At 69.7% G+C, this 24,895-nt stretch carries 25 protein-coding genes; 11 read left to right on the forward strand and 14 right to left on the reverse strand.

The window, feature by feature from the left end; all coding sequences use genetic code 11:
* A partial coding sequence (locus ACFOVU_RS22595) for an HNH endonuclease (protein ID WP_378536797.1) occupies nucleotides 1–630 on the forward strand: 630 nt, incomplete at its 5' end.
* A gap of 449 nt (nucleotides 631–1,079) precedes the next feature.
* Here the strand turns inward: ACFOVU_RS22595 and ACFOVU_RS22600 are convergent.
* Nucleotides 1,080–1,349 carry a DUF397 domain-containing protein gene (locus tag ACFOVU_RS22600; protein WP_378536799.1) on the reverse strand — a complete coding sequence of 90 codons (270 nt, stop codon included), beginning with the start codon at nucleotides 1,347–1,349 and terminating at the stop codon, nucleotides 1,080–1,082.
* Nucleotides 1,350–1,370: 21 nt separating this feature from the next.
* On the reverse strand, nucleotides 1,371–1,856 hold the full coding sequence (locus tag ACFOVU_RS22605; RefSeq protein WP_378536801.1) for a hypothetical protein: 486 nt from the start codon (nucleotides 1,854–1,856) through the stop codon (nucleotides 1,371–1,373).
* 417 nt (nucleotides 1,857–2,273) lie between these two features.
* Between ACFOVU_RS22605 and ACFOVU_RS22610 the strand changes: the two genes are divergently transcribed.
* The gene (locus ACFOVU_RS22610) at nucleotides 2,274–2,717 is read left to right on the forward strand and encodes an ATP-binding protein (RefSeq protein WP_378536803.1); all 444 of its coding nucleotides are present in this window, start codon (nucleotides 2,274–2,276) and stop codon (nucleotides 2,715–2,717) included.
* Here ACFOVU_RS22610 and ACFOVU_RS22615 read toward each other — a convergent pair.
* From ACFOVU_RS22615 to ACFOVU_RS22630, 4 genes are all read right to left on the reverse strand, one after another.
* Nucleotides 2,671–3,609: a C40 family peptidase gene (locus ACFOVU_RS22615; protein WP_378536805.1), complete on the reverse strand. Its 939-nt coding sequence runs from the start codon at nucleotides 3,607–3,609 to the stop codon at nucleotides 2,671–2,673. The two genes, ACFOVU_RS22610 and ACFOVU_RS22615, sit on opposite strands and share 47 nt — an antisense overlap.
* Nucleotides 3,610–4,167: 558 nt before the next feature.
* Nucleotides 4,168–5,157, reverse strand: coding sequence for a C40 family peptidase (locus ACFOVU_RS22620; protein ID WP_378536807.1), 990 nt, complete (start codon nucleotides 5,155–5,157; stop codon nucleotides 4,168–4,170).
* Nucleotides 5,158–5,675: 518 nt separating this feature from the next.
* Nucleotides 5,676–7,016, reverse strand: a complete 1,341-nt coding sequence (locus tag ACFOVU_RS22625) for an NYN domain-containing protein (protein WP_378536809.1) — start codon at nucleotides 7,014–7,016, stop codon at nucleotides 5,676–5,678.
* Nucleotides 7,013–7,285, reverse strand: a complete 273-nt coding sequence (locus ACFOVU_RS22630; protein WP_378536811.1) for a hypothetical protein — start codon at nucleotides 7,283–7,285, stop codon at nucleotides 7,013–7,015. Before ACFOVU_RS22630 ends, ACFOVU_RS22625 begins: the two co-directional genes overlap by 4 nt.
* Before the next feature lie 228 nt (nucleotides 7,286–7,513).
* Here ACFOVU_RS22630 and ACFOVU_RS22635 point away from each other — a divergent pair, with 228 nt between their 5' ends.
* From ACFOVU_RS22635 to ACFOVU_RS22645, 3 genes are read left to right on the forward strand one after another with little or no spacing between them, the layout of a single operon-like run.
* Nucleotides 7,514–9,220 (forward strand): DEDD exonuclease domain-containing protein, encoded by a 1,707-nt coding sequence (locus ACFOVU_RS22635; RefSeq protein ID WP_378536813.1) that lies wholly within the window; start codon nucleotides 7,514–7,516, stop codon nucleotides 9,218–9,220.
* 10 nt (nucleotides 9,221–9,230) lie between these two features.
* Entirely contained in the window at nucleotides 9,231–9,995 is a 765-nt protein-coding gene (locus ACFOVU_RS22640; RefSeq protein ID WP_378536815.1) for a rhomboid family intramembrane serine protease, read from the forward strand.
* Between the two features lie 30 nt (nucleotides 9,996–10,025).
* Nucleotides 10,026–10,304, forward strand: a complete 279-nt coding sequence (locus ACFOVU_RS22645) for an Lrp/AsnC family transcriptional regulator (RefSeq protein ID WP_378536816.1) — start codon at nucleotides 10,026–10,028, stop codon at nucleotides 10,302–10,304.
* 56 nt (nucleotides 10,305–10,360) lie between these two features.
* Here the strand turns inward: ACFOVU_RS22645 and trpD are convergent, their stop codons facing one another.
* Together trpD and ACFOVU_RS22655 are read right to left on the reverse strand one after the other, a co-directional pair.
* The gene (gene trpD, locus ACFOVU_RS22650) at nucleotides 10,361–11,416 is read right to left on the reverse strand and encodes an anthranilate phosphoribosyltransferase (RefSeq protein WP_378536818.1); all 1,056 of its coding nucleotides are present in this window, start codon (nucleotides 11,414–11,416) and stop codon (nucleotides 10,361–10,363) included.
* Nucleotides 11,417–11,631: 215 nt separating this feature from the next.
* A complete protein-coding gene (locus ACFOVU_RS22655; RefSeq protein ID WP_378536819.1) occupies nucleotides 11,632–12,072 on the reverse strand; it encodes a hypothetical protein in 441 nt (146 codons plus the stop codon).
* A gap of 288 nt (nucleotides 12,073–12,360) precedes the next feature.
* On the opposite strand from ACFOVU_RS22655, the gene ctaE reads away from it, so the two are divergent.
* From ctaE to qcrB, 4 genes are read left to right on the forward strand one after another with little or no spacing between them, the layout of a single operon-like run.
* Nucleotides 12,361–12,987, forward strand: a complete 627-nt coding sequence (ctaE, locus tag ACFOVU_RS22660) for an aa3-type cytochrome oxidase subunit III (protein WP_449289740.1) — start codon at nucleotides 12,361–12,363, stop codon at nucleotides 12,985–12,987.
* 17 nt (nucleotides 12,988–13,004) lie between these two features.
* Nucleotides 13,005–13,913 (forward strand): cytochrome bc1 complex diheme cytochrome c subunit, encoded by a 909-nt coding sequence (gene qcrC / locus ACFOVU_RS22665; RefSeq protein ID WP_378536822.1) that lies wholly within the window; start codon nucleotides 13,005–13,007, stop codon nucleotides 13,911–13,913.
* The gene (qcrA, locus tag ACFOVU_RS22670) at nucleotides 13,906–15,036 is read left to right on the forward strand and encodes a cytochrome bc1 complex Rieske iron-sulfur subunit (RefSeq protein ID WP_378536824.1); all 1,131 of its coding nucleotides are present in this window, start codon (nucleotides 13,906–13,908) and stop codon (nucleotides 15,034–15,036) included. The genes qcrC and qcrA overlap by 8 nt, the downstream gene beginning before the upstream one ends.
* A gap of 3 nt (nucleotides 15,037–15,039) precedes the next feature.
* A complete protein-coding gene (gene qcrB, locus ACFOVU_RS22675; RefSeq protein ID WP_378536826.1) occupies nucleotides 15,040–16,722 on the forward strand; it encodes a cytochrome bc1 complex cytochrome b subunit in 1,683 nt (560 codons plus the stop codon).
* A gap of 106 nt (nucleotides 16,723–16,828) precedes the next feature.
* Here qcrB and ACFOVU_RS22680 read toward each other — a convergent pair whose 3' ends face one another.
* The 4 genes from ACFOVU_RS22680 to ctaC all read right to left on the reverse strand — a co-directional run bounded on the left by ACFOVU_RS22680 (nucleotide 16,829) and on the right by ctaC (nucleotide 21,499).
* Nucleotides 16,829–18,142 (reverse strand): L,D-transpeptidase, encoded by a 1,314-nt coding sequence (locus ACFOVU_RS22680; RefSeq protein WP_378536827.1) that lies wholly within the window; start codon nucleotides 18,140–18,142, stop codon nucleotides 16,829–16,831.
* 289 nt (nucleotides 18,143–18,431) lie between these two features.
* On the reverse strand, nucleotides 18,432–18,857 hold the full coding sequence (locus ACFOVU_RS22685) for a cytochrome c oxidase subunit 4 (protein WP_378536829.1): 426 nt from the start codon (nucleotides 18,855–18,857) through the stop codon (nucleotides 18,432–18,434).
* Between the two features lie 12 nt (nucleotides 18,858–18,869).
* Nucleotides 18,870–20,552, reverse strand: a complete 1,683-nt coding sequence (ctaD, locus tag ACFOVU_RS22690; RefSeq protein WP_378536830.1) for an aa3-type cytochrome oxidase subunit I — start codon at nucleotides 20,550–20,552, stop codon at nucleotides 18,870–18,872.
* On the reverse strand, nucleotides 20,552–21,499 hold the full coding sequence (gene ctaC / locus ACFOVU_RS22695; RefSeq protein WP_449289741.1) for an aa3-type cytochrome oxidase subunit II: 948 nt from the start codon (nucleotides 21,497–21,499) through the stop codon (nucleotides 20,552–20,554). Before ctaC ends, ctaD begins: the two co-directional genes overlap by 1 nt.
* Nucleotides 21,500–21,936: 437 nt before the next feature.
* On the opposite strand from ctaC, the gene ACFOVU_RS22700 reads away from it, so the two are divergent.
* Nucleotides 21,937–22,173 (forward strand): sulfurtransferase TusA family protein, encoded by a 237-nt coding sequence (locus tag ACFOVU_RS22700; RefSeq protein ID WP_378536832.1) that lies wholly within the window; start codon nucleotides 21,937–21,939, stop codon nucleotides 22,171–22,173.
* Between the two features lie 97 nt (nucleotides 22,174–22,270).
* Here ACFOVU_RS22700 and rpsD read toward each other — a convergent pair whose 3' ends face one another.
* Nucleotides 22,271–22,882: a 30S ribosomal protein S4 gene (gene rpsD / locus ACFOVU_RS22705; RefSeq protein ID WP_378536833.1), complete on the reverse strand. Its 612-nt coding sequence runs from the start codon at nucleotides 22,880–22,882 to the stop codon at nucleotides 22,271–22,273.
* Between the two features lie 76 nt (nucleotides 22,883–22,958).
* Here rpsD and ACFOVU_RS22710 point away from each other — a divergent pair, with 76 nt between their 5' ends.
* Entirely contained in the window at nucleotides 22,959–23,756 is a 798-nt protein-coding gene (locus ACFOVU_RS22710; RefSeq protein WP_378536835.1) for a DUF2470 domain-containing protein, read from the forward strand.
* A 98-nt stretch (nucleotides 23,757–23,854) separates the two neighbouring features.
* On the opposite strand, the gene ACFOVU_RS22715 is transcribed toward ACFOVU_RS22710, so the two are convergent.
* On the reverse strand, nucleotides 23,855–24,829 hold the full coding sequence (locus tag ACFOVU_RS22715) for a carbohydrate kinase family protein (protein ID WP_378536836.1): 975 nt from the start codon (nucleotides 24,827–24,829) through the stop codon (nucleotides 23,855–23,857).
* Nucleotides 24,830–24,895 lie beyond the last annotated feature (66 nt).

Consider the following 24,895-nt stretch of genomic DNA (forward strand, 5'->3'; position numbering starts at 1 on the left):
GAGATCCCCGCCGATGCGGCCGAGCACGGCATTGAGGACACCGCCCCCGAGGGCGACGGTGACACCCCGGGCGCGGGGCAGGTGAGCATCCCCGGACTCGCGACCCCCGCCCCGGCGCAGTTCAGCCCGGTCGGCAAGCTGCACGTGATCATCCCGCTGGCCGCGTTGCCGAAGGAGATGGGCGGGAGCGAGTCGCGGAGCCTGGGGGAGATCCCGGGGCACGGGCCGATCCTGGCAGAAGCCGCCCGGGACCTGGCCAAGGGCGCCACCTCGAAGGCCACCCGCTGGTGCTACACGGTGGTCGATGAGGACGGAAACCCGGTGGCCGATGGCACCACCGCCTACCGGCCGCCACCACTACTGCGCTCGCACATCGATTCCCGGGACCGGACCTGCCGGTTCCCCCACTGCAACCGCCCCGCGGTCGAGTGCGATGCCGACCACACCATGCCCCACCACCTGGGCGGGTCTACCAGCGCGGGCAACTTGGCCGCGTTGTGCAGGCGGCACCACCGGTTGAAGCAAACCCCTGGGTGGAACCTGTCCCAGCCCTCCCCGGGCACCCTGGTCTGGCGCACCCCCCACAACCGCACCCACACCACCACCCGCGACCCCTACCCCAGCCAATAGCCACCGGAAGCCGGAGAGGGACCGGGGAGCCAGGGGGGAAGGGAAGAGCCCGACCCCCCGGAGATCCCGAGGAAGCCGGGACACCAGGAACCGAGCCGAAGGCGAATCCATCGCCCGGGGCGGCCCCACTCCGGGAACGGAGAGAGGCCGCCCTGGACCGGGGCCCCACCACAGGAAACCCGGGACCCGACCGCAAACCCTCCCCCCACCGCCGACCGTCGCTGCCCGCCGTAACCCCAGCCCCGCGACCACACGAACCCTCCCCGCCACCCCGGCCCCCACCCGCCGTCGCTGCCCGCTCGGACCGAAGCCACCGCACAAGCCGGATCGTCACCGCGGCCCCCAGGCCCCACACGCCGTCGCTGCCCGCCGTAACCGCAACCACCGACCGCCCTAACGCCGAGACCCCGCCATTCAGCTTCATGGCGGGGCCTCGATGTGATGGTGGATCAAAGTGCGTCGGATCTGACCACCCGCACGAACGCCACGAATTCCACCGGCGCCACACCGAGCACGACCTCCGCAGGGAACTTCGTGTCCCGCACGAAAACTGAAGCCGGAGTCGCGGCGACCTCCACGCACTCCCCGCCCACCTTGCTGAAGCTCGACTTATGCCACACCGGTTCCATCATCCACCCTCTCTGATATCCCAGGAACGGAATCTCCGCGCTCCCACAATTCTTCCGCGTGTTCGGTGAATCGGTCGAATGCGCCAGCATCCTGATTGCGACGCAAGTGCATCATCGGAGAATCGTGCCCGACTGCACTCGCCAGGTGAGGGGTGACGAATGCGTCGCTGTCGAAGCGGAATACCGACAGGGAGACGTGGTTAACGGCGTCCACGGGATGGCTGAAGCGCGATTCGATACCCGGCACATCATCGAGTCTCGCCAGCTCTTCCAGGGTGAGCGGATACGGGTGGAGACGGCGAGGGCCACGTCTTCGAGTTCTTCTCGCTGCCGGGCGACCTCGGAATCGGGATTACCCAGCAGAAAACGAACCCGGCAGCCGCTCGCCGCCTTCTCGCGCAGAGTCGCGTGAAAAGCGGACTGCTGGAGCCAGAGGAAGTAGTTCGTGAATCCGGCGAAGAACAGATCCCGCCGCGTTCCGGCGATCAGCTGTGCCCATGTCGAGGTCGGGCAGGCGGAACGGTAGGGGTAGACCGCGACGACCTCACGATCCGGCCCTGTCTTGACCACCGAACGTACGGACTCGGGCCACAGCATGGCCTCACTCACCCCTAGCGCATCGCTTACGTCCACCCGATTCCGCGCATGGGGAACAAGTGCGGAATCGGGCAACCATCGTTCCACCGTTTTGGGGGTCACCCCCACTCGGGTCGCCAGCTGACGCACGGAAATATTCGCGTCCGCCATAGCGCGACGCAGCGCCGTATGCAAGAGAACCACCTCGGACGTTCGGGCCTTCTTGAACGCTACCGCCGTAACGGCCCTCCTGTCCTGCACTTGGGCGCTGCAATGTCCTATCCGGCCGCGAAGGATAGCCGTGCAGATCCGCCCGGAACCGGATCCGCGTCTCTGCACCGCACACGCATTTCTACCCGGTCGATAACCCCACCTCACCGCGACCGGCGACACGAGGAAGCCGATGATCATGAATTCCCACGCCCATATTAATGTGAAATGTCGAAATTCAACACCCACGTCCAGGACGAGGTGATGGCGGTGGCGTACACACGGACCTTCCCGGGATGGGAGGACCAGATCCGGCAGGCGCGCCACTGGACCGAACGCGTGCTGGCCACGCACAGCGCGTTCGGTATCCCCGATGACACCGTCGCCGCCGCCGTGCTGCTCGTCTCCGAAGCCACCACCAACGCCGTCCGTCACACCGCGAGCGGGCGCGGCGGGGTGTTCACCCTGCGGCTGGAGGTCGGGCGCGGGCGCATCGCGGGGCCGCGTTTGACGGCGGGGGATGAAGAGGACCCTGGCTCTTTCGGAGGAAAGCACGAGGCCCGCCCTCGCTTCGCGCGCGGGCGGGCCTCGTTCGGACCGCGGGGACGTGGCGTCCCGTTGCTTCCTACGGGCGGATGGCCGAGTGGAAGTTGGTCCGGTAGTAGTCGTTGAGCGGAACCTCGGCAACCGGCTTGGACGGGTTGGAGGCGTGGACCATGTTCCCGTTGCCGACGTACATGCCCACGTGGTCGGGACCGTCGTAGAAGAAGATCAGGTCGCCGGGCTGCAAGTCGTCCCAGGCGACCGATGTGCCGGCGTTGACCTGGTCGTAGGTGACCCGCGGCAGGCTCACGCCGGCTTCGCGCCAGGCGGCCTGCACCAGGCTGGAGCAGTCCCACACGTCGGGGCCGTTGGCGCCGAGGCTGTAGGAGTCGCCGATCTGGGCGTAGATGAAGTCCAGCGCCACCTTGGCATCGCCCGAGGCGTCCCCCGTGTAGGAGGAACCCGACGAGCCGTTGCCGACGGGCGAGACACCTGAGGTGGCGTCGGCCTGCTCCTCGGCGGTCAGGTCGTCGAGGACCGTCTGCTGCTCGTCGATCTTGTCCTCGGCGTCGGCCTTGGCCTGCTCGGCTTCGTCGAGCTTGTCGGCCGCGTCCTGCTCGGTCGCCTCGGCCTCGCTGGTGAGTTCGTCGAGGGTGTCCTGCTGGTCGACGTAGTTCGCCAGCGTGTTCTGCTGATTCTGCGACAGGTAGCCGAGGTCGGCCGCCTGGAGCAGCACTTCCTCGGGACCCGACGAGCTGAACAGGTAGGCCGGCGAGCTGTAGTCGGAGCCGGTGTAGGCGGCGTGGGCCAGCTGGGCGATGTCGCCCTGCATCTCACCGAGGGCGTCCTCGATGTCCTGCTGGTCGGCCTCCAGGTCGTCGAGCTTCTCCTGGGCGGCGTCGTGGTCCTGCTTGGCCTGGTTGTAGGCCTCGGCGAGCTCGGCGTACTCCTGCTCGAGCTGCTCGATTTCGTCGCGGACCTCGTCGGCGGTGGGGTCCGCGCTGGCGACGCCGGTGGACATCACAAGTGCGCCGAGGGCAACGAAGCCAACGGTCGCGATATGCCGGCGGTACGAGCCACGTTCATGGCGTTCATCCACGATGGTGGCACACCTTTCTGCCATGGTCCGCCTACCGGATGCGGGTGCGGGCGGGGCAGGGCCCCGTGGCCAGGCGCCGAGATGCGCGTGGCGGCTGCTCACCCGGAAACCTTCCGAACAGGCGGACCGGGGGGCCGCCCGGGGGTTTTCCGGTCTCCGCGCTGCCGGACAGGGGATGTGCGGCGCGGAGTTCGGCGGGAGCGGGACGCCGCCATCTGGTGATGGCGAGTTCGACGACCGCGCTCGGCGACGAACACTAGTGCATCCCGGGTCCCACACTCAACCGTTTCGTTACCATATTCCGGGGTTTACGGATTTGTCCCGATCCAGGTTTCGGTCCGTCCCCACGTGACCGCGCACGAAAAAGCCCGCGCCGCCCGGCCTCCGGCGTTGGCCGGAGGGGGCGGCGCGGGCACGCCGTGACCGGCGCGTGTGACGTTGGACTCCGCGGCACGACGCCGCGGGCGGGTCGGCGGACCGCTACGGACGGACGCCGTACATGAACTGTCCGTCCCAGTACCCCGCCAGCGGAACGACCTCGACGTTCTTGCCGGTGCGCGGCGCGTGGATCATCTGGCCGTTGCCGACGTAGAGGCCGTCGTGGCCCAGGTCGCTGAAGAAGAGGATGTCGCCGGGCTGGAGGGCGTCGCGGCTGATCTGCGGCCCGGCCTCGGCCTGGCCGTAGGTGGTGCGGGGCAGGCTCACGCCCGCGGCTTCCCAGGCGCGCATGACCAGGCCCGAGCAGTCGTAGCCGTCGGGGCCGGCCGCGCCGTAGACGTAGGGGGTGCCGAGCTTGGAGTAGGCGAAGTCGAGCGCCGCCGCGGCGCTGCCGGACGCGGAGCCGGTGTAGGAGCCGCCGACGTCGCTGCCCGCGGTCGCGGGGTCGGCGTCGGGGAACTGGGCGAGCAGCTCTTCCTGCTCGGCGATGGCCTCCTCGACCTCGTCCTTCTTCTCCTCGGCCTCGTCGAACACGTCTTGCGCGTCGGCGAGCGCCTGGTCGGCCTCGTCCTTGAGCTGGAAGAGCCGCTCGGAGGAGTCGCCGAACTCGTCGAGCCTGGCCTTCTGGCTGTCGGAGAGGTAGGAGATGTCGGCCGACTGGTCGAGCAGGTCCTCGGGGTTCTCGACGGTCAGCACGGTGCTGGGGGCGTTGAGGTCGTTGCCCTTGTAGGCGGCGCTGGCGAACCCGGCGACCTCCTCGCGGAGCCCGTCGTACCTGTCCTGCTCGTCGCCGACCTCGGCCTCGAGCTCGTCGGCCTTCTCTTCGGCGGCCTCGTACTGCTCCTTGGCGTCGTTGTACTCGTCGACGATCTGGCCGGCCTCTTGGTTGAGCTCGTCGAGACGGTCCTCGACCTCATCCTGAGTCGGCTCGGCGTAGGCGACCCCGGAGGGCAGGATCAAGCCGCCGGCCGCGACGACCCCGAGACCGGTCGCAATCCGGTGGGCCGTGCGCCGACCACCTCTACTCGCCATGGCGGTCCACGCTCCTTTTACGTCAGTGCACATACGGGGATGGGGGGATCGGGGGTCGGCACCCACGGCGCAGCAGCACACACGGACCGGGGAGCGGGGACCGCGGTCGCGGTGCGTCACCGGGAACCGTGTGACGCGGCAGCACGACCGCGTCGCCCCTGAGGTCAGGGGACTTCCCGCGTACCGGCCGAGGGCCGGCGGCCGGGGGGTGCGCCGTGGTTCGGACGCAATTCGGCCTTATAGCGGGAAGCCGATCAAGCTCCGGATAGAACCTAGCGGACCGGTCCCGGCTCCTCAACCGGGGCAGCGGATCCCCTTCGCCACTCGGCGAGATCACACGGGCATCGCCGCTGCCCCGGGACAGGCCGCACATCTCATCACGAATCGGTCACATCGGCCCCGTGGGGCTCAGGCGCGGTCGCTGGACCGTTCCCGGAGTGCTATCCGGGAGCCTCCGGTCGGCGCGGTGCCAACGTGAAGAGGTGCCGATGTGAGGACCGGACGCCGGCCCGGTGCCGCTACCCCGGCGCCTCCAACCGGCGCAGCAGCAGCGCCGACGCGACCGTGCGGGCGCCCTCGCGGCGCACCGCCGCGATGATCTCCTTGTCGGAGGTGACCACGGCCAGCGGGCGCCCCCGCGGCTCCGCCCGCACCAGGCGGACGATCAGCTCGTCGGCGGTCTCGCCGGGGTCGCTGAACAGCAGCCGGACGCGCCGCGTCGCCGCGAGGACCGGCGGGGTGTCGACATCGGCGCCGTCGAACACGCAAGTGATCTCGGCTTTGGTGCGGCTGGCCAGCCCTTCAAGGGAGGCCAGCAGCCTGCTGCGCTGGTCGGCCAGCGGCAGCGTGCCGTACCCGGTCTTGGTGACGTTGTAGCCGTCGACGAGGATGTGGATCCGCGGCAGCATGAGCAGCTGGTCGACCAGTCCGGGGTCGTCGTCGGGCAGCCCGCCGCCGGGCGTTCCGGCGCGCACCCGGCGGCCGTCGGTGACCAGGTCGGCCGGGTTCTCGATCGACGTGGGCAGGGCCAGCTCGCGGCGCAGGCCGTGCGAGGCGTCCAGCAGCACGTCGAGCAGGACCCGCACGCGCGCCTCCTCCACGCTGCGCCCGGCGCGGGCCGCCCGGCGCGCGTTCTCGACCTGCGCCTCGGCCGCGGCAAGGCGGTTGCGCAACCGGCGGTTCTCCGCCTCCACGGAACTGACCTGGTTGGTCGTCGTGGCACTGCGGTCCGCCGCCTCCGCGATCGCCTGCTCGGCCCCCTCGACGGCCTCCTTGGCGCGCTGACGCTCACTGTGGATCCTGCGGCGCAGGTCGGCGATGGTGCCGCGCTGCTCGCGCAGCTGCCCGCGCAGCCGCAGGACCTCCTCGCGGTGGCCGGCCACCGCCTCGTCGAGCCGCCGCCGCAGGTCGGCGATCGCCTCGGCCGCCTCGTCGGCCTCCTTCACCTCCTCGCGGCGGTCGAGCTCGTCGTGGACGCGCTCGACGATCTCCTGCCAGCCCGGCGGGCGGATCAGGTAGCCCGCGGCGGCGACGGCGATCGGGTCGGCCGCCGGCGGCACCACCCCGTTGCGCAGCCCTTCGGCGAGCTCAGGCCACACCTGCTCGACCCGCTCGGCCACGCGGGCGCGGAACGCCGGGTCGGTCTCGAGCTGGGCGGCGATCTGCGGCCCGGCGAGCCGGGCACGCCGACGCGGCTCGAACCTGGCCACTCTGCGCAGCGCCGGCGGGAGGTCGGTGACGCGCAGGCCGCCGAGCACATCGGACCCGTAGTCGATGACCCGGGCGCGGACGGCCTCGGGCAGCGGGCGGCGCAGCGGCTCCTCGTCCGGAGGGGGTGTCGTATCGGAGCCGGAACTCATGCCCGCTCCGCGCCGCTTCCGGCCGCGCCGTCCTGCTCGGCCGCGGGCCGGTCGATGACCTCGACGGCGTCCACGGCATTGCACCAGCGGCAGCGCACCTGCTCGACCGTTTCGGAGAGGACTTCGCTCTCCTCCACCCGGCTCGCGCCGGAGAGGTCGACGTGCAGGTAATCCCGCGACCGCACGCTGCGCGTGACGTCGAACCGGGTGAGGTTCCCGCACTGGGTGCACCGCCACCGCTGGGTATCGGACGGCACCGAAATACTCACTGTCCGGTCCTCCTTCGTCTTTCCATCAAAACTAGTGCTGAGCACGGCGAACGGCCCGGGTAACACGGCTGCGGCCCGCGCCGCCCCCGGGCCCGGTCCAGCCCCGTGAGGTGGGAGCCATCTTTCCATGCGGAGGGGCGGCCGGACCGGTCGTGGGGTATCGGAGCTGGTGAGCACGGGGATAGGCCCGCGACCTGGACCGTCGGCACCCCCGTTTACCCTTGCGGGGTGGTAGAGCAGCAGATTCCGGTGCAGGGGACCCTCGATGATCTGGGGACCCCGTTGTCGCAGGCCACGTTCGTGGTCGTCGACCTCGAGACCACCGGGGCGCGCGGCGACGGCGCGGGTATCACCGAGGTCGGCGCCGTGAAGGTCCGCGGCGGGGAGGTCGTCGGCGAATTCGCCACCCTGGTCAACCCGGGGGTGGCCATCCCGCCCTTCATCACCCTGCTGACCGGCATCACCCAGGCGATGGTGGCCCCCGCTCCCCGGATCGAGTCCGTCCTCCCGGCGTTCCTGGAATTCGCGCAGCTGGAGGCCGGAACGGTTCTGGTCGCCCACAACGCCCCCTTCGACATCGGGTTCCTCAAGAACGCCTGCGCACAGCACGGCTTCGACTGGCCCGCGGTTCACGTGGTCGACACCGTTCCGCTGGCCCGCCGGCTGGTCACCCGCGACGAGGTCCCCAACCACAAGCTCGGGACCCTCGCCGGCTACTTCGGCGTCCCCGACCAGCCCACCCACCGGGCCCTCGACGACGCCCGCGCCACCGTGGGCGTGCTGCACCACTTATTCGAGCGCCTCGGCTCATTCGGCATCGACACGGTCGAGGAGCTCCGCGGCTTCCGCTCGGCCCCCACCGCCGCCCAGCGCGGCAAGCGCCGCCTGGCCGACGGCGTACCCGAGGCGCCCGGGGTCTACGTCTTCACCGACGCCAAGGGCGACACCCTCTACGTCGGCAAGAGCCGCAACCTGCGCCGCCGGGTCCGCTCCTACTTCACCGCCGGCGAGACCCGGGGGCGCATCCGCGAGATGATCGCCCTGGTCGAAGGGGTCACCCCGATCGTCTGCGCGACCGAGCTGGAGGCGGAGGTCCGCGAGCTGCGCATGATCGGCGAGCGCAAGCCCCCCTACAACCGCCGCTCCCGCAACCCCGAGCGCGTCACCTGGCTCAAACTCACCCGCGAGGCCTACCCCCGGCTGTCGGTCGTACGCGTCGTGCGCGACGACGACGCCCCCTACATCGGTCCCTTCCGCTCCGCCCGCGACGCCGAGCTGGCGCGCGAAGCCCTGCACCAGGCCTTCCCCCTGCGCCAGTGCACGCACCGCTTCTCCCCCGCCCGCCCGATCTCCGCCTGCGTGCTGGCCCAGCTCGGCCGGTGCGGCGCCCCGTGCGATGGCCGCGAGACACCCGAGGAGTACGCGGCGCACGCCGACGCCGCCCACACCGCCATGACTCTCGACGCCTCGCCCGTGGTGGCGGCCGTCGGCGCGCACATCGCCGGGCTCTCCGCGGAGCTGCGCTATGAGGAGGCCGCCGCCCACCGCGACCGGCTCGCGGCGTTCCTCACCGCCGCCGCCCGCTCCCAGCGCCTCACCGCACTGGCGCGGCTGCCCCAGCTGGTGGCCGCCCGGCGCGCGGGCGCCGGGTGGGAGGTGCACGTGGTCCGCTACGGGCGGCTGGCCGGCAGCGCGGTCATGGCGCAGTCGGCCGACCCGGTGGCCTTCGTCGACGCGCTGACCCGCACCGCCGAGTCGGTGGAGCCCGGCCCCGGGCCCGCGCCGCGCGCGGGAGCGGGGGAGATGGAATGCGTGCTGCGCTGGCTGGAATCCCCTGGTGTCCGGCTGGTGGAAGCCGGATCACCGTGGACATGTCCCGTCAATGGTGCAGAAAAGCACCGCGACCTGACAGACTGGGGCCGCGCATCCAGGTAGAAGGAGAGACATGGCGGGCATGCCGCTCAGCGACGACTACCCGGTCCGTCGTGTCCCGGTGGTCACCTACCTGCTGATCACGGCCAACGTCATCGTCTACCTGATGTCCCCCATGTCGGCACTGGCCGTGTGGTACGGCGGCGACATCATGTCGCGCATGTGCCCGGTCGAGCTGTACCTGCTGCACTGGGCGGCGATCCCCGCGGAACTGCTCACCGGCGACCAGATCTCGGGCACGTCGGCCTGCGGCGGGGGCGACTTCACCAAGCTGCCGTGGCTGTCGTCGGTCACCTCGATGTTCCTGCACGGCGACGGCTTCCACCTGCTGAGCAACATGGTGTACCTGTTCGTGTTCGGCCCGGTGGTCGAGGACCGGCTGGGGCGCTACCGCTACCTCGGGCTCTACGCCGTATCGGGCATCGCCGCGACCTACGCCTTCGCGCTGAGCGTCGGGGTCGACGACGTCCCGCTGGTGGGGGCGTCGGGGGCGATCTCCGGCGTCCTGGGCGCCTACCTGGCCGTCCAGTCGCGCAGCAAGGTCACCACCCTGGTGTTCTTCGTCCTGCCCGTGCGGCTGCCGGGGTGGGCGCTCGTGGGAACCTACTTCGTGCTTCAGTATTACCTCTACATCAGCATCTCGCTGTTCCCCGGCGGCACCGACGCCGGCGTCGCCTATGCCGCCCACGTCTACGGGTTCATCGCCGGCGTGATCGGCGGGCTGCTCATGTACCGCATCCGCTGGCGCGCCGGAACGCGCCTCTCGGACGTCTACTAGGCAAGTACCAGGCAAGAAGGACGGGCACCCGTGATCACCGCGATCGTCATGATCAAGGCCGACATCGACCGCATCCCGGAGGTCGCCGCGGCCACCGCCGAGATCGACGAGGTCAGCGAGGTCTACTCGGTCACCGGCGGGGTCGACCTGATCGCGATGGTGCGGGTCCGCCGGCACGAGGAGCTGGCCGACGTCATCCCCGGCCGCATCAACAAGATCGCGGGCGTGCGCTCCTCCGACACCCACATCGCGTTCAGCGCCCACTCCCGGCACGACCTGGAATCGGCGTTCTCACTCGGGATGGAGTGAGCCGGGGCGTGCCCGGGTCCGCGGACCCGGGCACGGCAGCGCTGTGCGCCGCCCTGCTACGCGCGCTTGGCGTAGGACTGGCTGGTCTCGATCCAGGTGTCGAGCAGGGTCGCCGCCGCGCCGCTGTCGACCGCGGCCGCCGCGCGTGCGTAGGCGGCGCGCAGCGCGTCGACGAGCCCGGCTCCCCCGCCCTCCTCGGCCGCGACGATGGCGGCGGCGGCGTTCAGCAGGACGGCGTCGCGCACCGGGCCCGTGCGCCCGCCCACCAGCTCGCGCACCACCCGGGCGTTGAACTCCACGTCGCCGCCGCGCAGCGCCTCGGGGGCGGAGCGCTCGATCCCGAGGTCGGCGGGGTCGATCCGGGTGTGGGTGACGACGCCGTCGCGCGCCTCCCAGACCTGGGAGGTGGTGGTCGTGGTCAGCTCGTCGAGGCCGTCGTCGCCGCGGAAGACCAGCGCCGTGGTGCCGCGGCCGGCGAACACGCCGGCGATGACCTCGCACATGTCGGCGTCGAAGACGCCGAGGGCGCCGGCGCCGGGCCGCGCCGGGTTGGTCAACGGGCCCAGGAAGTTGAAGACGGTCGGCACCGCCAGCTCGCGCCGCGGCTTGGCCAGGTACCGGAACGCCGGGTGGAACAGCGACGCGAAGCAGAAGGTGATGCCCGCCTCCTCGGCGACGCGGGCCGTGTGCTCGGGCGGCAGGTCGATGACGACCCCCAGCCGCTCCAGCACATCGGCGGTCCCGCACGAGGAGGACGCGGCGCGGTTGCCGTGCTTGACGACCTTCAGCCCCGCTGCGGCGGCCACGATGGCGGCCATGGTCGAGACGTTGACGGTGTGGGCGCGGTCGCCGCCGGTGCCGACGATGTCGACGGTGCGGCCGGGCACCGTGATCTCCACGGCGTTGTCGAGCATCCCCGCCGCCAGGCCGGTGACCTCCTCGACGGTGACGCCCTTGGCGCGCAGCGCGATGGCGAACCCGGCGACCTGGACGTCGGTGGCCGAGCCCGACATGATCTCGTTCATCGCCCAGCCGGTCTCAGCGGCCGACAGGGAATGGCCCTCCAGCAGGGCGGTGATCAGCTCGGGCCAGGTGCGTTCACGGGTACTCACGGGCGGGTCCTCCAGTACTGCGGGCGTGCGGACGGGGCATCGGGCGGTGGCGGGTCAGCGCCGCCATCGCGCGATGTCGGCCCCGTGGTGGGCCGCGCCGTTGAAGGACCGGGGGAACCCGCGGAAGAAGCCGCGAGAGGACCCGGGATGGTGCGCCATGCTCGTGATTTCCGTTCGTGGCGGGCGGGATGCCGTGCCGGGGGTCTGAACGGAGCCTACCCGAGCGCGGCGGCCTTGGCCTGCTGCTCGCGCATCAGCTCGGCCAGCGACTCCGCCAGGGCGACGGGGTCGATGGGGTGGCTGACGACACGGTCGGCGCGCGACCACGCGGCCAGCCAGCCGTCGTCGCGGCGCCCGATGATCAGCAGCACCGGCGGCGCCTGGTAGATCTCGTCCTTGATCTGGCGGCACACGCCCATGCCGCCCGCAGGCGCGGACTCGCCGTCGAAGACGGCGACGTCGATGTGCTCGTTCTCCAGCCGCTTGATCACGCCCGGGGCGGTCGCGCACTCGACGAACTCGACCTTGGGCACGTCGGCGGCGGGCCGGCGGCCGATGGCCAGCCGCACCCGCTCGCGCGTCCCGCCGTTGTCGCTGTAGATGAGGATGCGCATTCGGGCACCGCTGTCCGCGGCCCCGGAGCCGTTGTCCGCCATGGTCGACCGTCACCGTCCCTTGCCATCTGGCGGCGCGGGCGCACATGTGCGCGCCACCGCTTCCGCGCCTGTCCGAAGCCTATTGCCTTGAGACCTTCGCCACGACAGCATGCCACCTGCGCCACACCCGGGGCCACGCCGCCCCTCCGCGGCCGCGCCGGCGCCCCTCCCGCCTTCCGGCGTCCGGGACGCCCCGTTCATCACGGGCCGATACCGTTGCCACCGCAGATCGGGTGGCTTTCGGGGGGTCGTGCACCAACCCCCGCGAGATGCCGCAATAATGCAACCGTGGCGACAGCAACCGCGAACCAAGAAACAGCACCGACACCGGTACATGGTGCGGCTAAGCGACCTGACCTGGTGAGCGTTGGCACCATCGTGTGGTTGGCCAACGAGCTCATGTTCTTCGCAGCGCTGTTCGCGATGTACTTCACCATCCGATCGGTGACCGTGGGCAACCCCGACCTCGGTGAGTGGCCGGCCGCTCACCTGAACGTCCCGTGGGCCCTCGGCATCACCGTCATCCTGGTGGCCTCCAGCTTCACCGCACAGGCCGGCGTCTGGGCCGCCGAACGCGGTGATGTGCGGAAGCTCCGTATGTGGTTCTTCATCTCGTTCTTCATGGGCCTGGTCTTCGTGCTCGGCCAGGCGTACGAGTACTACGAACTCATCGTTCACGAAGGGCTGACCCTCCAGTCCAGCGCCTACGGCTCGATGTTCTACCTCACCACGGGGTTCCACGGTCTCCACGTCATCGGTGGTCTGATCGCGTTCCTGATCATGCTGGGACGCACGTACGCCGCGAAGCGCTTCACCCACCAGCAGGCGACCAGCGCCATCGTCGTGTCCTACTACTGGCACTTCGTTGACGTCGTCTGGATCGCTTTGTTCGCAACCATCTACTTCATTCAGTAACCCGAAACGGGGAAACCGTGAAATGGATTACCGCGCGGCGACGGCATCCCCTTGCGGGGTATGTCGTCGTCATACTCGCGCTCGCGCTCGTCGGCGTGGGCTATGCCTATGTGGCGCCCAGCGCCGACCGGGCCGAGGCGCAAACCGTCGCAGCCGATGCGGCGGCCGATGACCAGACCGATGTGGCGCAGGGCAAGGACATCTTCGTCAGGAGCTGCGCGAGCTGTCACGGGCTGACCGGCACCGGCTCCGACAACGCCCCTGACATCACCACTGCCGGTGGCGCCGCCATCGACTTCCAGGTGAGCACGGGCCGCATGCCGTCCATGAACCCCGACGCGCAGATGCCCCGCAAGCCGCCGGCGTTCACCCAGGACGAGATCGACGACCTGGTCGCCTACTACGAGCAGGAGATCGGCGAGGGCCCCGGGGTCCCCGAGGGCATCCCCGCCGACGCCCCGGTGCGCGCCGACTTCGAGGACGAGGACTCCTACCTCGCCGCCGAGGCCGAGTACGAGGAGGCCTACGAGGCCTACATCTCCGGCGCCCAGGACACCGAGGCCGGCATGAAGCTGTACCTCACCAACTGTGCGCACTGCCACAGCTGGTCGGGTGCGGGCGGCGCGCTGACCGACGGCAAGTGGGCCCCCGAGATCCACGACGCCACGCCGCGCCAGATCTACGAGGCCATGCTCTCCGGTCCGGGCCAGATGCCGGTGTTCAACGACATGACCGTCACCCCGGACGAGAAGCAGGACCTGATCGCCTACGTGAAGGACCTCCAGGCCGAGCCCGATGCCGGCGGCATCTTCGCCCTGAACCGCATCGGCCAGGTCGCCGAGGGCTTCATCGGCTGGGTGGTCGGCCTCAGCCTGATCGTGGCGTGCGCGATCTGGATCACCGCGAAGCAGCGAGCCCATGACTGATACCCCTGACACCAACACCAACGCCGGTGGCGAAGGCCCCGACCGGGTCATCGGCACCCCCTCCGCCGCCGAGGGCGTCATCGCCGCCCCCGCGGACCCGCACAGCGAGCACGAGGGCCCCTACCCGGGCGAGGAGACCCACTCCCAGCCCGAAGAGGTCCAGCGCAAGGGCGAGCGCACCGCCGCCGCCTGGTTCACGATCGCGTTCGTCGCGGGCATCCTCTTCTTCGTGGCCTACTTCTGGTGGGGCCCGAACGCCGAGGGTGAGCAGGCCATCTCCGACCCGCGGATCGCGCAGTACTCCAACATGGCGCTGGGCGGCTCGCTCGCCCTGGCCCTGTTCGCGATCGGCGCGGGCATGACCGTGTGGGCACGCAAGGTGATGCCCCACTACGAGGTGTCCTCGCCCTACGACGAGCTGCCCTCCTCCCCCGAGGAGAAGGGCTCCTTCGGCGAGTTCTTCATGAAGAGCGCCGACGAGAGCGGCTTCACCAAGCGACCGTTGCTGCGCCGCACGCTGCTGCTGGCCATGGCCCCGCTGGGGCTGGCCCCGATCGTGCTGCTGCGCGACACCGGGCCGCTGCCGGGCGACGTGCTGCACCACACGCCGTGGCACCCCGGGCGGCGCATGGTGGTCGAGGGGTCGGACCGCGAGGGCCCCGGCACCTGGATCCGCGCCGAGGACCTGGAGAACGAGCCCGGCGGCATGATCAGCGCGCTGCCCTACCAGGAGCACGACGAGGACCACCCGCACGGCCTCAGCCTGAACGACCAGGCGAAGGCCGTCATCCTGCTGATCAAGGTCCCGGACGGCGACTTCAAGCCGACCATGACCGAAGAGCAGATGAGCTGGACGCACAACGGGATCATCGCGTACTCCAAGATCTGCACCCACGTGGGCTGCCCGGCGGCGCTCTACGAGCAGGGGACGCACCGCATCCTGTGCCCCTGCCACCAGTCGACGTTCGACGCCACCGACGGCGCCAAGGTCGTCTTCGGCCCGGCACACCGCCCGCTGCCGCAGCTGCCGATCACAGTGGATGACGAGGGCTATCTCGTGGCCGATGGGGACTTCTCCAGCGCCGTGGGCCCGACCTTCTGGGACGCGGAGAGGGGTGCGTAGCCGATGACCAGGGCAACTCAGGCGCCCAAGGCGCTCAGGGGCGCGGGCAACTGGATCGACGACCGGTTCCACCTGGCCAAGACCGGTGAGAAGAACCTGCGCAAGGTCTTCCCGAACCACTGGTCGTTCATGCTGGGCGAGATCGCGCTGTACTCGTTCATCATCCTGCTGCTCACCGGTGTCTTCCTGACACTGTGGTTCAAGCCGAGCATGGCCGAGATCGTGTACGACGGCTCCTACGAGCGCCTGCACGGTGTCACCATGAGCGAGGCCTACGCCTCCACGCTCTACATCGACTTCGATGTCCGCGGCGGCTTCCTGGTGCGCCAGATCCACCACTGGGCGGCGCTGATCTTCGCGGCGTCGATGCTGGTGCACATGCTCCGGGTGTTCTTCACCGGCGCGTTCCGCAAGCCGCGCGAGATCAACTGGCTCATCGGTGTCGCGATCGTCACCCTGACCATGCTGGAGGGGCTGTTCGGCTACTCGCTGCCCGACGACCTTCCGTCGGGCATGGGCGTGCGCATCCTCCAGGGCGTGATGCTGTCGCTGCCGGTCGTGGGAACCTACATCTCGATGTTCCTGTTCGGCGGGGAGTTCCCCGGCGAGGACATCATCCCGCGCCTGTACATGCTGCACATCCTGCTGATCCCGGGTCTGCTGCTCGCGCTCATCGCGGCGCACTTCATGATCCTGTGGCACCAGAAGCACACGCAGTACCCGGGCACGGGTCACACGAACAAGAAGGTCGTCGGCACGCCGATGTTCCCCGGGTTCGCCGTGAAGGCGGGCGGGTTCTTCTTCTTCGTGTTCGCCGTGACCGTGGGCCTCAGCGCGTTCGTGCAGATCAACCCGGTGCACCTGTTCGGGCCGTTCACCCCGACGTCCATCACCTCCGGGCTCCAGCCCGACTGGTACATGGGCTTCATGGAGGGGGCGCTGCGGCTCTTCCCGAACTACTTCGACATCAACATCGCCGGGTATGCCATCCCGACCGGTGTGCTGGTGCCGGGGCTGGTCATCCCGGGGTTGATCTTCGGAGCCATGGCCGTCTGGCCGTTCTTCGAAGCGTGGGTCACCAACGACAAGCGCCACCACAACATGGCCGACCGGCCGCGCAACGCCCCGGTCCGCACTGGCATGGGCGTCGCGGGGATCACGTTCTACGGCCTGCTGTGGCTCGCCGGATCCAACGACATCCTCTCGGAGACGTTCTCGATCAGCCTGTACTCGCTGAGCTGGTTCTTCCGTGTCGCGGTGATCGCGGGGCCGATCCTGGGCTTCATCATCACCAAGCGGATCTGCCTGGGCCTCCAGCGCCGCGACCGCGAGACGCTGGAGCACGGCTACGAGAGCGGCCACGTCAAGCAGCTGCCCAGCGGTGAGTTCATCGAGGTCCACAAGGAGTCCTCGGACGACACCGTGCACATCCTCCAGAGCAAGGAGGAGGTGCCCCGCATCGACGTCGACGAGGCCGTCGACGCCAACGGTGTGGAGTCGCCCCAGGCCCGCGGCCTCATGGGCCGGCTCCGTGTGCGGCTGGCCGACTGGTACACGCGCGACAACGTGTCCTTCGAAGGTGTCGAGCCGCACACCGGCCACCACCTGCACCACGGAGGCGACTCCGCCGACCGCGCCCACCACGAGGCCGCGGTCGACACCACGGAGCCCGCCAACACGCACTGAGTACCTGAGCACCGGCTCAGTGCCATGGAAAGGCCCGGCCGCCCCTGTTCGTTCTCAGGGGGCGGCCGGGCCTTCGGCTTTGGTGCTCTCCGGGCTCCAGCCGCGCCTACGCCGCCCCGTGGACGCTGCCGGGGGTCCCGGCCTCGGTGGTGGCGTCGGGCTCCCCCGTAGGGCTGTTTGCGAGCCAGTCGTCCCAGGAGCGCTGCCAGAAGCCCCACCCGTTGTCGACCTCGAGCTCGCGCTCGGTGCCCTCGACGATGTAGGGGTCGCCCATCAGCGTCTCGTCGTGGAACCACTTGGCGTCCTCGGTGGACATGTTCGTGCAGCCGTGGCTGGTGTTGGCCGAGCCCACGTTGCCGTTCCAGGGCGCCGCGTGGGCGAACTCGCCGCTGTTGGAGAACCGGACCGCCCAGCTGACGTCGAGCCGGTAGGCCTCCGCGCTGCCCGCGGGGACGCCCACCGTGGACGAGTCCATGACCATGTCCTCGTACTTCTCCATGGTCAGGTGGATGCCGTTGGTGGTGGTGTAGCGCTCGGTGTCGCCTCGACCGTTGCTGATCGGGAACGTCTTGACGGTCTCGCCGTCGCGCCGGACGGTCATCTCGTGTGCGTCGTCGTCGACCGTGGTGATCTGCTCGCGGCCCACCTGGAAGTCGAGCCTGCGGTTCTGGGTGCCGACCACGCCCGGGGACGCCTCGACGCCGGCGAGGCGCATGTCCACCGACACCTTCTGGTCGGGCTCCCAGTACTTCTCCGGCCGGAACACCGCCATCGTGTCGCCGAACCAGTTCCAGGCGCCCTGTGCGGGCTTCTCCGAGGTGACCTCGATGGAGTTCTCGACCTGCTCCTTGTTCTCCACCGGCAGGTCGAAGTTGACGATGACCGGCATCCCCACCCCGACGGTCTGCCCGCCGGCGGGGAAGTTGGACTCCAGGTCCAGGCCCTTGCCCTTGGCGGTCGGCTCCGTGGAGAACCTGCTGACGACCTCGGTCTCGGCGCCGTCATCGTTCACCCCCGTGGCGGTGACCGTGACATCGGCGCCGGGGACGAGGTTCCAGTCGCTGACCCATTCGGTCCTGGCCTTGTTGAGGACGCCGGTCATGGCGTACCGGTCGCCGTCGGCCCCTTCGGGCTCGACGCCGAGCCGCGCGGGGATGTCCCCGTCGGGGCCGCCGCCCGCCTGCTCGACCCGGACATCGGTGATGGTGCCGTTGGCGGCACCGACTGTGATCGGGACGTTGGACCGGGCATCGCCCGTGCCGTCGGCCGGCGTGATCTCGATCGCCACCGGGTCGCCCCCGTCACCGGTCCCGGTGGCGCCGGCCCACAGGCTCGTGCAGGCCGCCGTGAGGATGATCGCGGACCCCGCCGCTCCGGCACCGACGCTGCGGTACCCCGCTGTAGATGTGCTGCCCTTCACCGTGCAACCTCCACGTCGATTGGAACCCCTGAGGCCCATCACTCCGTGGGACACGTGGCATCGCGGGAAAGGTGCGTCTCCCCCTCGATCCCCGGAAAACCGGCCACGGTCGGCTTTCTACGGCCGCTTACCGACAGTGGGTATCTGCCCCCTGAAAAACGATACCCCGGCCGGTCCCGATTTCAGCGGAAATCAGGGACCGACCGGGGACGGACCAGGGCATAAGGCATTTCGCGCACACTGCCCGGCGTGTCGCGGCGGCGCGGAGGGGCCGCCGCGACGGTCACTCCTAGTGCTGGAACTCCTTGCGGTAGTACTCGAAGACCCAGCCGATCGCGGTGAGGAGGACGGCGAACGCGCCGACCGCCACCATCCACCAGCCGATCGCCACGCCGACCGCCATGAACGCGACCGACAGGGCGACGAACAGCGGCCACCAGCTGTGCGGGCTGAAGAACCCGTACTCGCCGGCGTTCTCGGCGATCTCGCCGTCGAGGCGCTCCTCGGGGGCGAGCCCGTGGAAGCGCTCACTGCGGCGGGCGGACTGCCAGAGCCAGAACCCGATCATCCAGCCGAACCCGACCGAGACCACCAGCGCGACCGTTCCGGTCCACTCGATGTAGCCCTCGGCGGCGTAGGACCAGTAGGCGTACAACCCCGCGACCAGGCCGAAGAAGGTCGAGACGCCCATAAACAGATAGGCCTGCATCTTCATGGTGAACTCGCCCTACCCCTCGCTGCTGACCGGTCGGGCGGCCGCACCCGGGGCGGCCGCGTGCGGGTGGTGCAGGTCGAACGCGGGGCGCTCGGACCTGATGCGCGGCAGCGACGTGAAGTTGTGCCGCGGCGGCGGGCAGGAGGTGGCCCATTCGAGGGAGCAGCCGTAGCCCCAGGGGTCGTCGACCTCGACCTTGGGTGCGTTCTTGTGGGTGACCCACATGTTCCAGAAGAACACCAGCGTGGACGCGCCCAGGACGAACGAGCTGATCGACGAGAACTGGTTGAGGGCGGTGAAGCCGTCGGTGGGCAGGTAGTCGGCGTAGCGGCGCGGGAAGCCCTCGGCACCCAGCCAGTGCTGGACGAGGAACGTGCCGTGGAAGCCGAAGAACAGCAGCCAGAAGTGGATCTTGCCCAGGCGCTCGTTGAGCATCTTCCCGGTGAACTTGGGCCACCAGAAGTAGAAGCCCGCGAACATCGCGAAGACCACGGTGCCGAACACCACGTAGTGGAAGTGCGCCACGACGAAGTAGGAGTCGGTGACGTGGAAGTCGATCGGCGGCGACGCCAGCAGCACGCCGGTCAGGCCGCCGAACAGGAAGGTCACCAGGAAGCCCACGGTGAACAGCATCGGGGTGGCGAAGACCAGCTGGCCGCGCCACATGGTGCCGATCCAGTTGAAGAACTTCACACCGGTGGGCACCGCGATGACGAACGACATGAACGAGAAGAACGGCAGCAGCACCGCGCCGGTCGGGAACATGTGGTGCGCCCACACGGTGACCGACAGGCCGGCGATGGCGATGGTCGCGCCCACGAGGCTCTTGTAGCCGAAGATCGGCTTGCGGCTGAACACCGGCAGGATCTCGGTCGCGATGCCGAAGAACGGCAGCGCGATGATGTACACCTCGGGGTGGCCGAAGAACCAGAACAGGTGCTGCCAGAGGATCGCCCCGCCGTGCGCGGGGTCGAAGACGTGCGTCCCGACCATGCGGTCGGCGCCAAGGGCGATCAGGGCGGCGGTCAGCACCGGGAAGGCGATCAGCACCAGCACGCTGGTGAGCACGGTGTTCCAGGAGAAGATCGACATCCGGAACATCGTCATGCCCGGCGCGCGCATGCACAGGGCGGTGGTGATGAAGTTGACCGCACCGAGGATGGTGCCCAGACCGCTGACGGCCAGGCCCAGGATCCACAGGTCGCCGCCCAGGCCCGGCGAGCGGACCGCGTCGGACAGCGGGGTGTAGGCGAACCAGCCGAAGCTGGCCGCGCCGCCCGGGGTGAGGAACCCGCCGACGGCGATGAGGCTGCCGAACAGGTACAGGTAGTACCCGAAGAGGTTGATCCTCGGGAACGCCACATCGGGTGCGCCGATGTGCAGCGGCAGGATGATGTTGGAGAACCCGACGAACAGCGGGGTCGCGAACATCAGCAGCATGATCGTGCCGTGCATGGTGAACAGCTGGTTGAACTGTTCGGCGGTCACGACCTGCATGCCCGGCAGGAACAGCTCGGCGCGGATGATCAGCGCCAGGATGCCGCCGAAGATGAAGAACGCGAACGAGGTGATGAGGTACATGTACCCGATCACCTTGTGGTCGGTCGACGTCAGCCAGCCGACGATGATCGAGCCTTTGGGGGTGGCCGGGGCGGGGCCCGCGGAGCCCGTGGGGGCCGCCACTGTGGTCGCCATCAGTTGCCACCCTCCTCTTCCGTGGCCGTCTCGGCCGTCTGCGGCTCGGGAGCGCCCTCGGTGGCGGGGGTGTCCTCGGTCGCGGTGCCGCCCTCGGCGTCGCCGGTGGCGGGCTGGTTCTCGGGACGCGGGTCCTCGACGATCTGCTGCTCCTCGTCGCGCGCCGCCTGCTGCTCGGCCTCGGTCGCGGCGTTCTGGAGCTGCTCGGCGTACCAGGCGTCGTAGGCCTCGGGGGTCATGACCTCAAGGTTGAAGAGCATCCGGGCGTGGTCGACACCGCACAGCTCGGCGCAGCGGCCGGCGAAGGTGGCGGAGTCCTGGCCCTCGGGGATGACGTCGTCCTTGATCTGGACCTGGAACTCGTTGGGGTGTCCGGGGATGACGTCCATCTTGAACGCGAACGACGGGATCCAGAACGAGTGGATGACGTCGGGCGAGACGAGGTCGAAGTGGACGACGTCGCCCTCGCGCACCACCAGGGTGGGGACGTCATCGGGGGTGCCCTCGACGGAGAACTCCCGCTGCGACTCGGGGTTGGCCTCGCCGTCGGGGTTGGGCTCCGTCAGGTAGTTGAACTGCCAGCTCCACTGGAAGCCGACGACCTCGATGTTGGTGTCGGCCGGTTCGTCGGTCTCCAGCAGGTAGGTCTGGTCGCGCGCGGTGAAGTAGAAGAGGACCGCGATGACCACGATCGGCAGAACGGTGTAGAGGGCCTCGATGGGCAGGTTGTAGCGCACCTGCGGCGGAAGCTGCTCGGACCGCTTGCGGTGGAAGATGACCGACCAGATGATCAGCCCCCACACGAGGATGCCGACCGCGAAGGCCGCCACCCACGAACCCTGCCAGAGCATGAGGACGCGCTCGGCCTGTTCGGTGATCGGCTCCGGGATGCCCAGTCGAGTGAACTCGTTCTGCTCCCACGCGCAGCCGGTCGCGGCTATGCCCAACGCGGCGAGCGCGGCGCCACGTGGTGCCCATCGGCGCAGCGCGGGGCGCCGATTCCTATGGCGGGTCGGACTCACGGAATGCCTTCCCAGCGGTGATGCCCGCGACGCACGCGCGGGCGGTCGTATGTCCAAAGCTTGTCAAGGGGCAACATTAGCGCGATCCACCTGCTGCGCCGATCAGGGGCCGAAAGGGACGCGTGTTGGGGTGCGCGCGCCCCGCGGAGCGTGTTCGGACACCCATCAGCGTTCCCCTTCCGGACTCGTCGCGCGGTGCGGGTGGGCCGCCGGCCACGGCGGTTCGCGCCGGATCGCCCTCGAGAACGGTCAGGCCGAGCGTATCGCTGGTTTTATCGGACGCTTAACCGGGTGCCGGTTAGCCGTCAACGTGGGTAAAGAATGGGATACGGGCGCAGCAGGACACGCAAAGGAGAGCGTCAGTGTCGGACCAGCCGTTGGTGACCGTGGAGGCGATCGGCCGCAAGTGCCCGATCCCGATCATCATGCTCGCCGGGCGCATCCGGGAGGTGCCGATCGGTTCGGTCATCGCGGTCACCGCCGACGACCCCGCCGCCCGGACCGACATCCCCTCGTGGTGCCGGCTGAAGATGCAGCAGTTCGTGGGCGAGGTCCCGCTCACGCAGGGCCACGCCTTCCACATCCGGCGGATGTACTGACGGGCTCTGTGGAAACCGCGGAGGCAGCGCGCAGACGGCCGCGGGCCGTGTGCCCGTTGGACACACGGCCCGCGGCGGCGCGGTGGAGCCTGCGGCTCTAGCGCGCGTAGTACTCGACGACGAGCTGCTCGTCGAAGGGCACCGGGACCTGCTCGCGCTTGGGGCGGTCGACGACCGCGACGCGCAGGTCCTTGTGGCTGACCGCGAGGTAGCCGGCGATCTTGTCGTCGGCGTGGACGCCCTCGGAGGCCTCGACGAACGGGACGGTCTGCTTGGACTTGTCCCGCACGCTGATGATCTGGCCCGGCTTCACCTGGTACGACTGGATGTCGACCTTGCGCCCGTCCACGGTGATGTGACCGTGGGTGATGTACTGGCGGGCGGCGTAGATCGAGGGGGCGAGCCCGGAGCGCAGGACCACCGTCACGAGCCGGAGCTCCAGTTCGGCGATCATCTCCTCACCGGTACGGCCCGGGCGCTTCTTGGCGTTCTCGTAGATGCGCGCGAGCTGCTTCTCCGAGAGGTCGTAGTACCAGCGAAGCTTCTGCTTCTCGGCCTGCCGGACGGCGTAGTCGCTGGTGGAGCGACGCACGCGGCGGCCGTGCTCACCCGGGGGGTACGGACGCTTCTCGAAGTAGCTGACCGCCTTACGGGTCAGCGGGGTACCGGCGCGCCGGGACAACCGCACCTTCGGTCCGGTGTAGCGCATTCGTGTTCCTCCGTCTATGTGGATCTTGCAAAAACGGGAATCCTAGGTAAGGCTTGCCTAAGTCTAGGAGGTGTCAATGCGACCACCCTGCCCGTCCGTCGTCGAACGGGTCCGTTCCCTCGCCGCCACGGCGACCCCCACCATGGCGACGTCGGCTGACTATCCCGGCACGCATTTCAGCGTGCGCGGAGCGGTCGATCACGCCGGTCGCACGATCCTGTGGATCGACGCCCGACACCCGCTGCACGAAGCGCTGCGGGCACGGCGGCACGGACGCGCCGACCTTGCGGTCGGCGTCGATCTCTGCGCGATGCGGCATGTGGGTCGGACACCTACTGTACGCGCCCGCCTGTGGTGCGAGGGCTGGGTGTCGGTCATCCCCGCAGGCGAGCGCCGCGAGGCCGCCCTCGCCGTGGCCGAAAGCCACCCGGACGAAGAGCTGCTCGCCGCAGTAGACGATGATCCCACGCCGGACACCCCCCTGCTCGCCCGGGTAGAGCCCGCGACCGTGATTTACCACACATACGACGCAGCGGGGGTCATCGACGGCGAAGCATTCCGCGATGCCCGGCCCGACCCCCTGACCGGCGCGGCCGAGCACATCCTGCGCCACGTCAACGACCGGCACCGCGACGAGCTGAGCGCCGCGCTGCGCCATCTGCCCGAGGCTCCCGAAGGCGCGGCGTGGCTGTGGGAGCTGGACTCTGCCGGCGCCACGCTGTGGGTGAACCCCACCGGGGCCCAGCACCCCGTGCTCATCCGCATCCCGTGGAGCGCCCCGGTGACCGCGCCCTGCCAGCTCGAACGGGCCCTCTACGACCTGCTGGCCCGCAACCAGGCCCCCGCCGGTCCGGGCGGCGGGGTCCGGGAATAGCCGGGAACAGCCGGGACCAGCCGAGATCAAAAGGGTCCCCGCGGCGCGCACCGCGGGGACCGGGAGCGTCGGTCCGGTCCGCGGACCGACGCGGGGTGTCAGGCCACGTGCTCGGCGACGTCGCGCGCGGCGTCCTCGCCGTAGGACCGGGTCACCTTCTCCAGCAGGGTCGCGCCGGTCAGGTGGTACTCCTGCGGCCCGTTGACCTCCAGCGAGTGCACGGCCACGGCGTTGCCCACCTGCGCGCAGCGCTCCAGGGACAGGCCCCAGGCCAGCCCGGCGAGGAACCCCGCGCGGAACGCGTCGCCGACACCCGTGGGGTCGACCTTCGCGCCGACCGCGGCCGCGGGGACGTCCAGCGGCGGCTGGTCGCGGCGGTCGATGCGCACGCCCTTGGCGCCCAGGGTGGTGATCCGGGTGCCGACCCGCTCCAGGATCTCGTCCTCGCTCCACCCGGTCTTCTGCTCGGCGAGCGCCTTCTCGTACTCGTTGGTGAACAGGTAGGTCGCGCCCTCGATGAGGCGGCGGACCTCGGGGCCCTCCATGCGCGCGAGCTGCTGCGAGGGGTCGGCGGCGAAGGGCAGCCCGCGGTCGCGGCACTCGTCGCTGTGGCGCAGCATGCCCTCGGGGTCGTCGGCGCCCACCAGCACGAGGTCGAGCCCGCCCACACGCTCCGACAGCGGGGCGAGCTCGATGTTGCGCGCCTCGGCCATGGCACCGGCGTAGAACGAGGCGATCTGGTTGTGGTCGCGGTCGGTGGTGCACACGAAGCGGGCGGTGTGGCGCAGCTCCGAGACGTGCACCGCGGAGGTGTCGACGCCGTGGCGCTCCAGCCAGGCCCGGTACTCGTCGAAGTCGGCGCCCACCGCGCCGACGAGATGGGGGCTCAGGCCGAGGCGGCCCATGCCGAAACAGATGTTGGCGGCGACGCCTCCGCGGCGCACCTCCAACTCGTCGACCAGGAAGGACAGGGAAACCTGCTCGAGCTGGTCGGCGATGAGCTGCTCGGCGAACCGGCCCTCGAAGGTCATCAGGTGGTCGGTGGCGATCGATCCGGTAACCGCGATGCGCACTGCTGAGGGCTCCTTGGGTCGGGAGACGGAACAAAGCCCAAGACTACCCAGGGGCCCCGGGCCGGA

It is taken from the genome of Nocardiopsis sediminis, from assembly GCF_042650565.1.
Lineage (GTDB): Bacteria > Actinomycetota > Actinomycetes > Streptosporangiales > Streptosporangiaceae > Nocardiopsis_B > Nocardiopsis_B sediminis.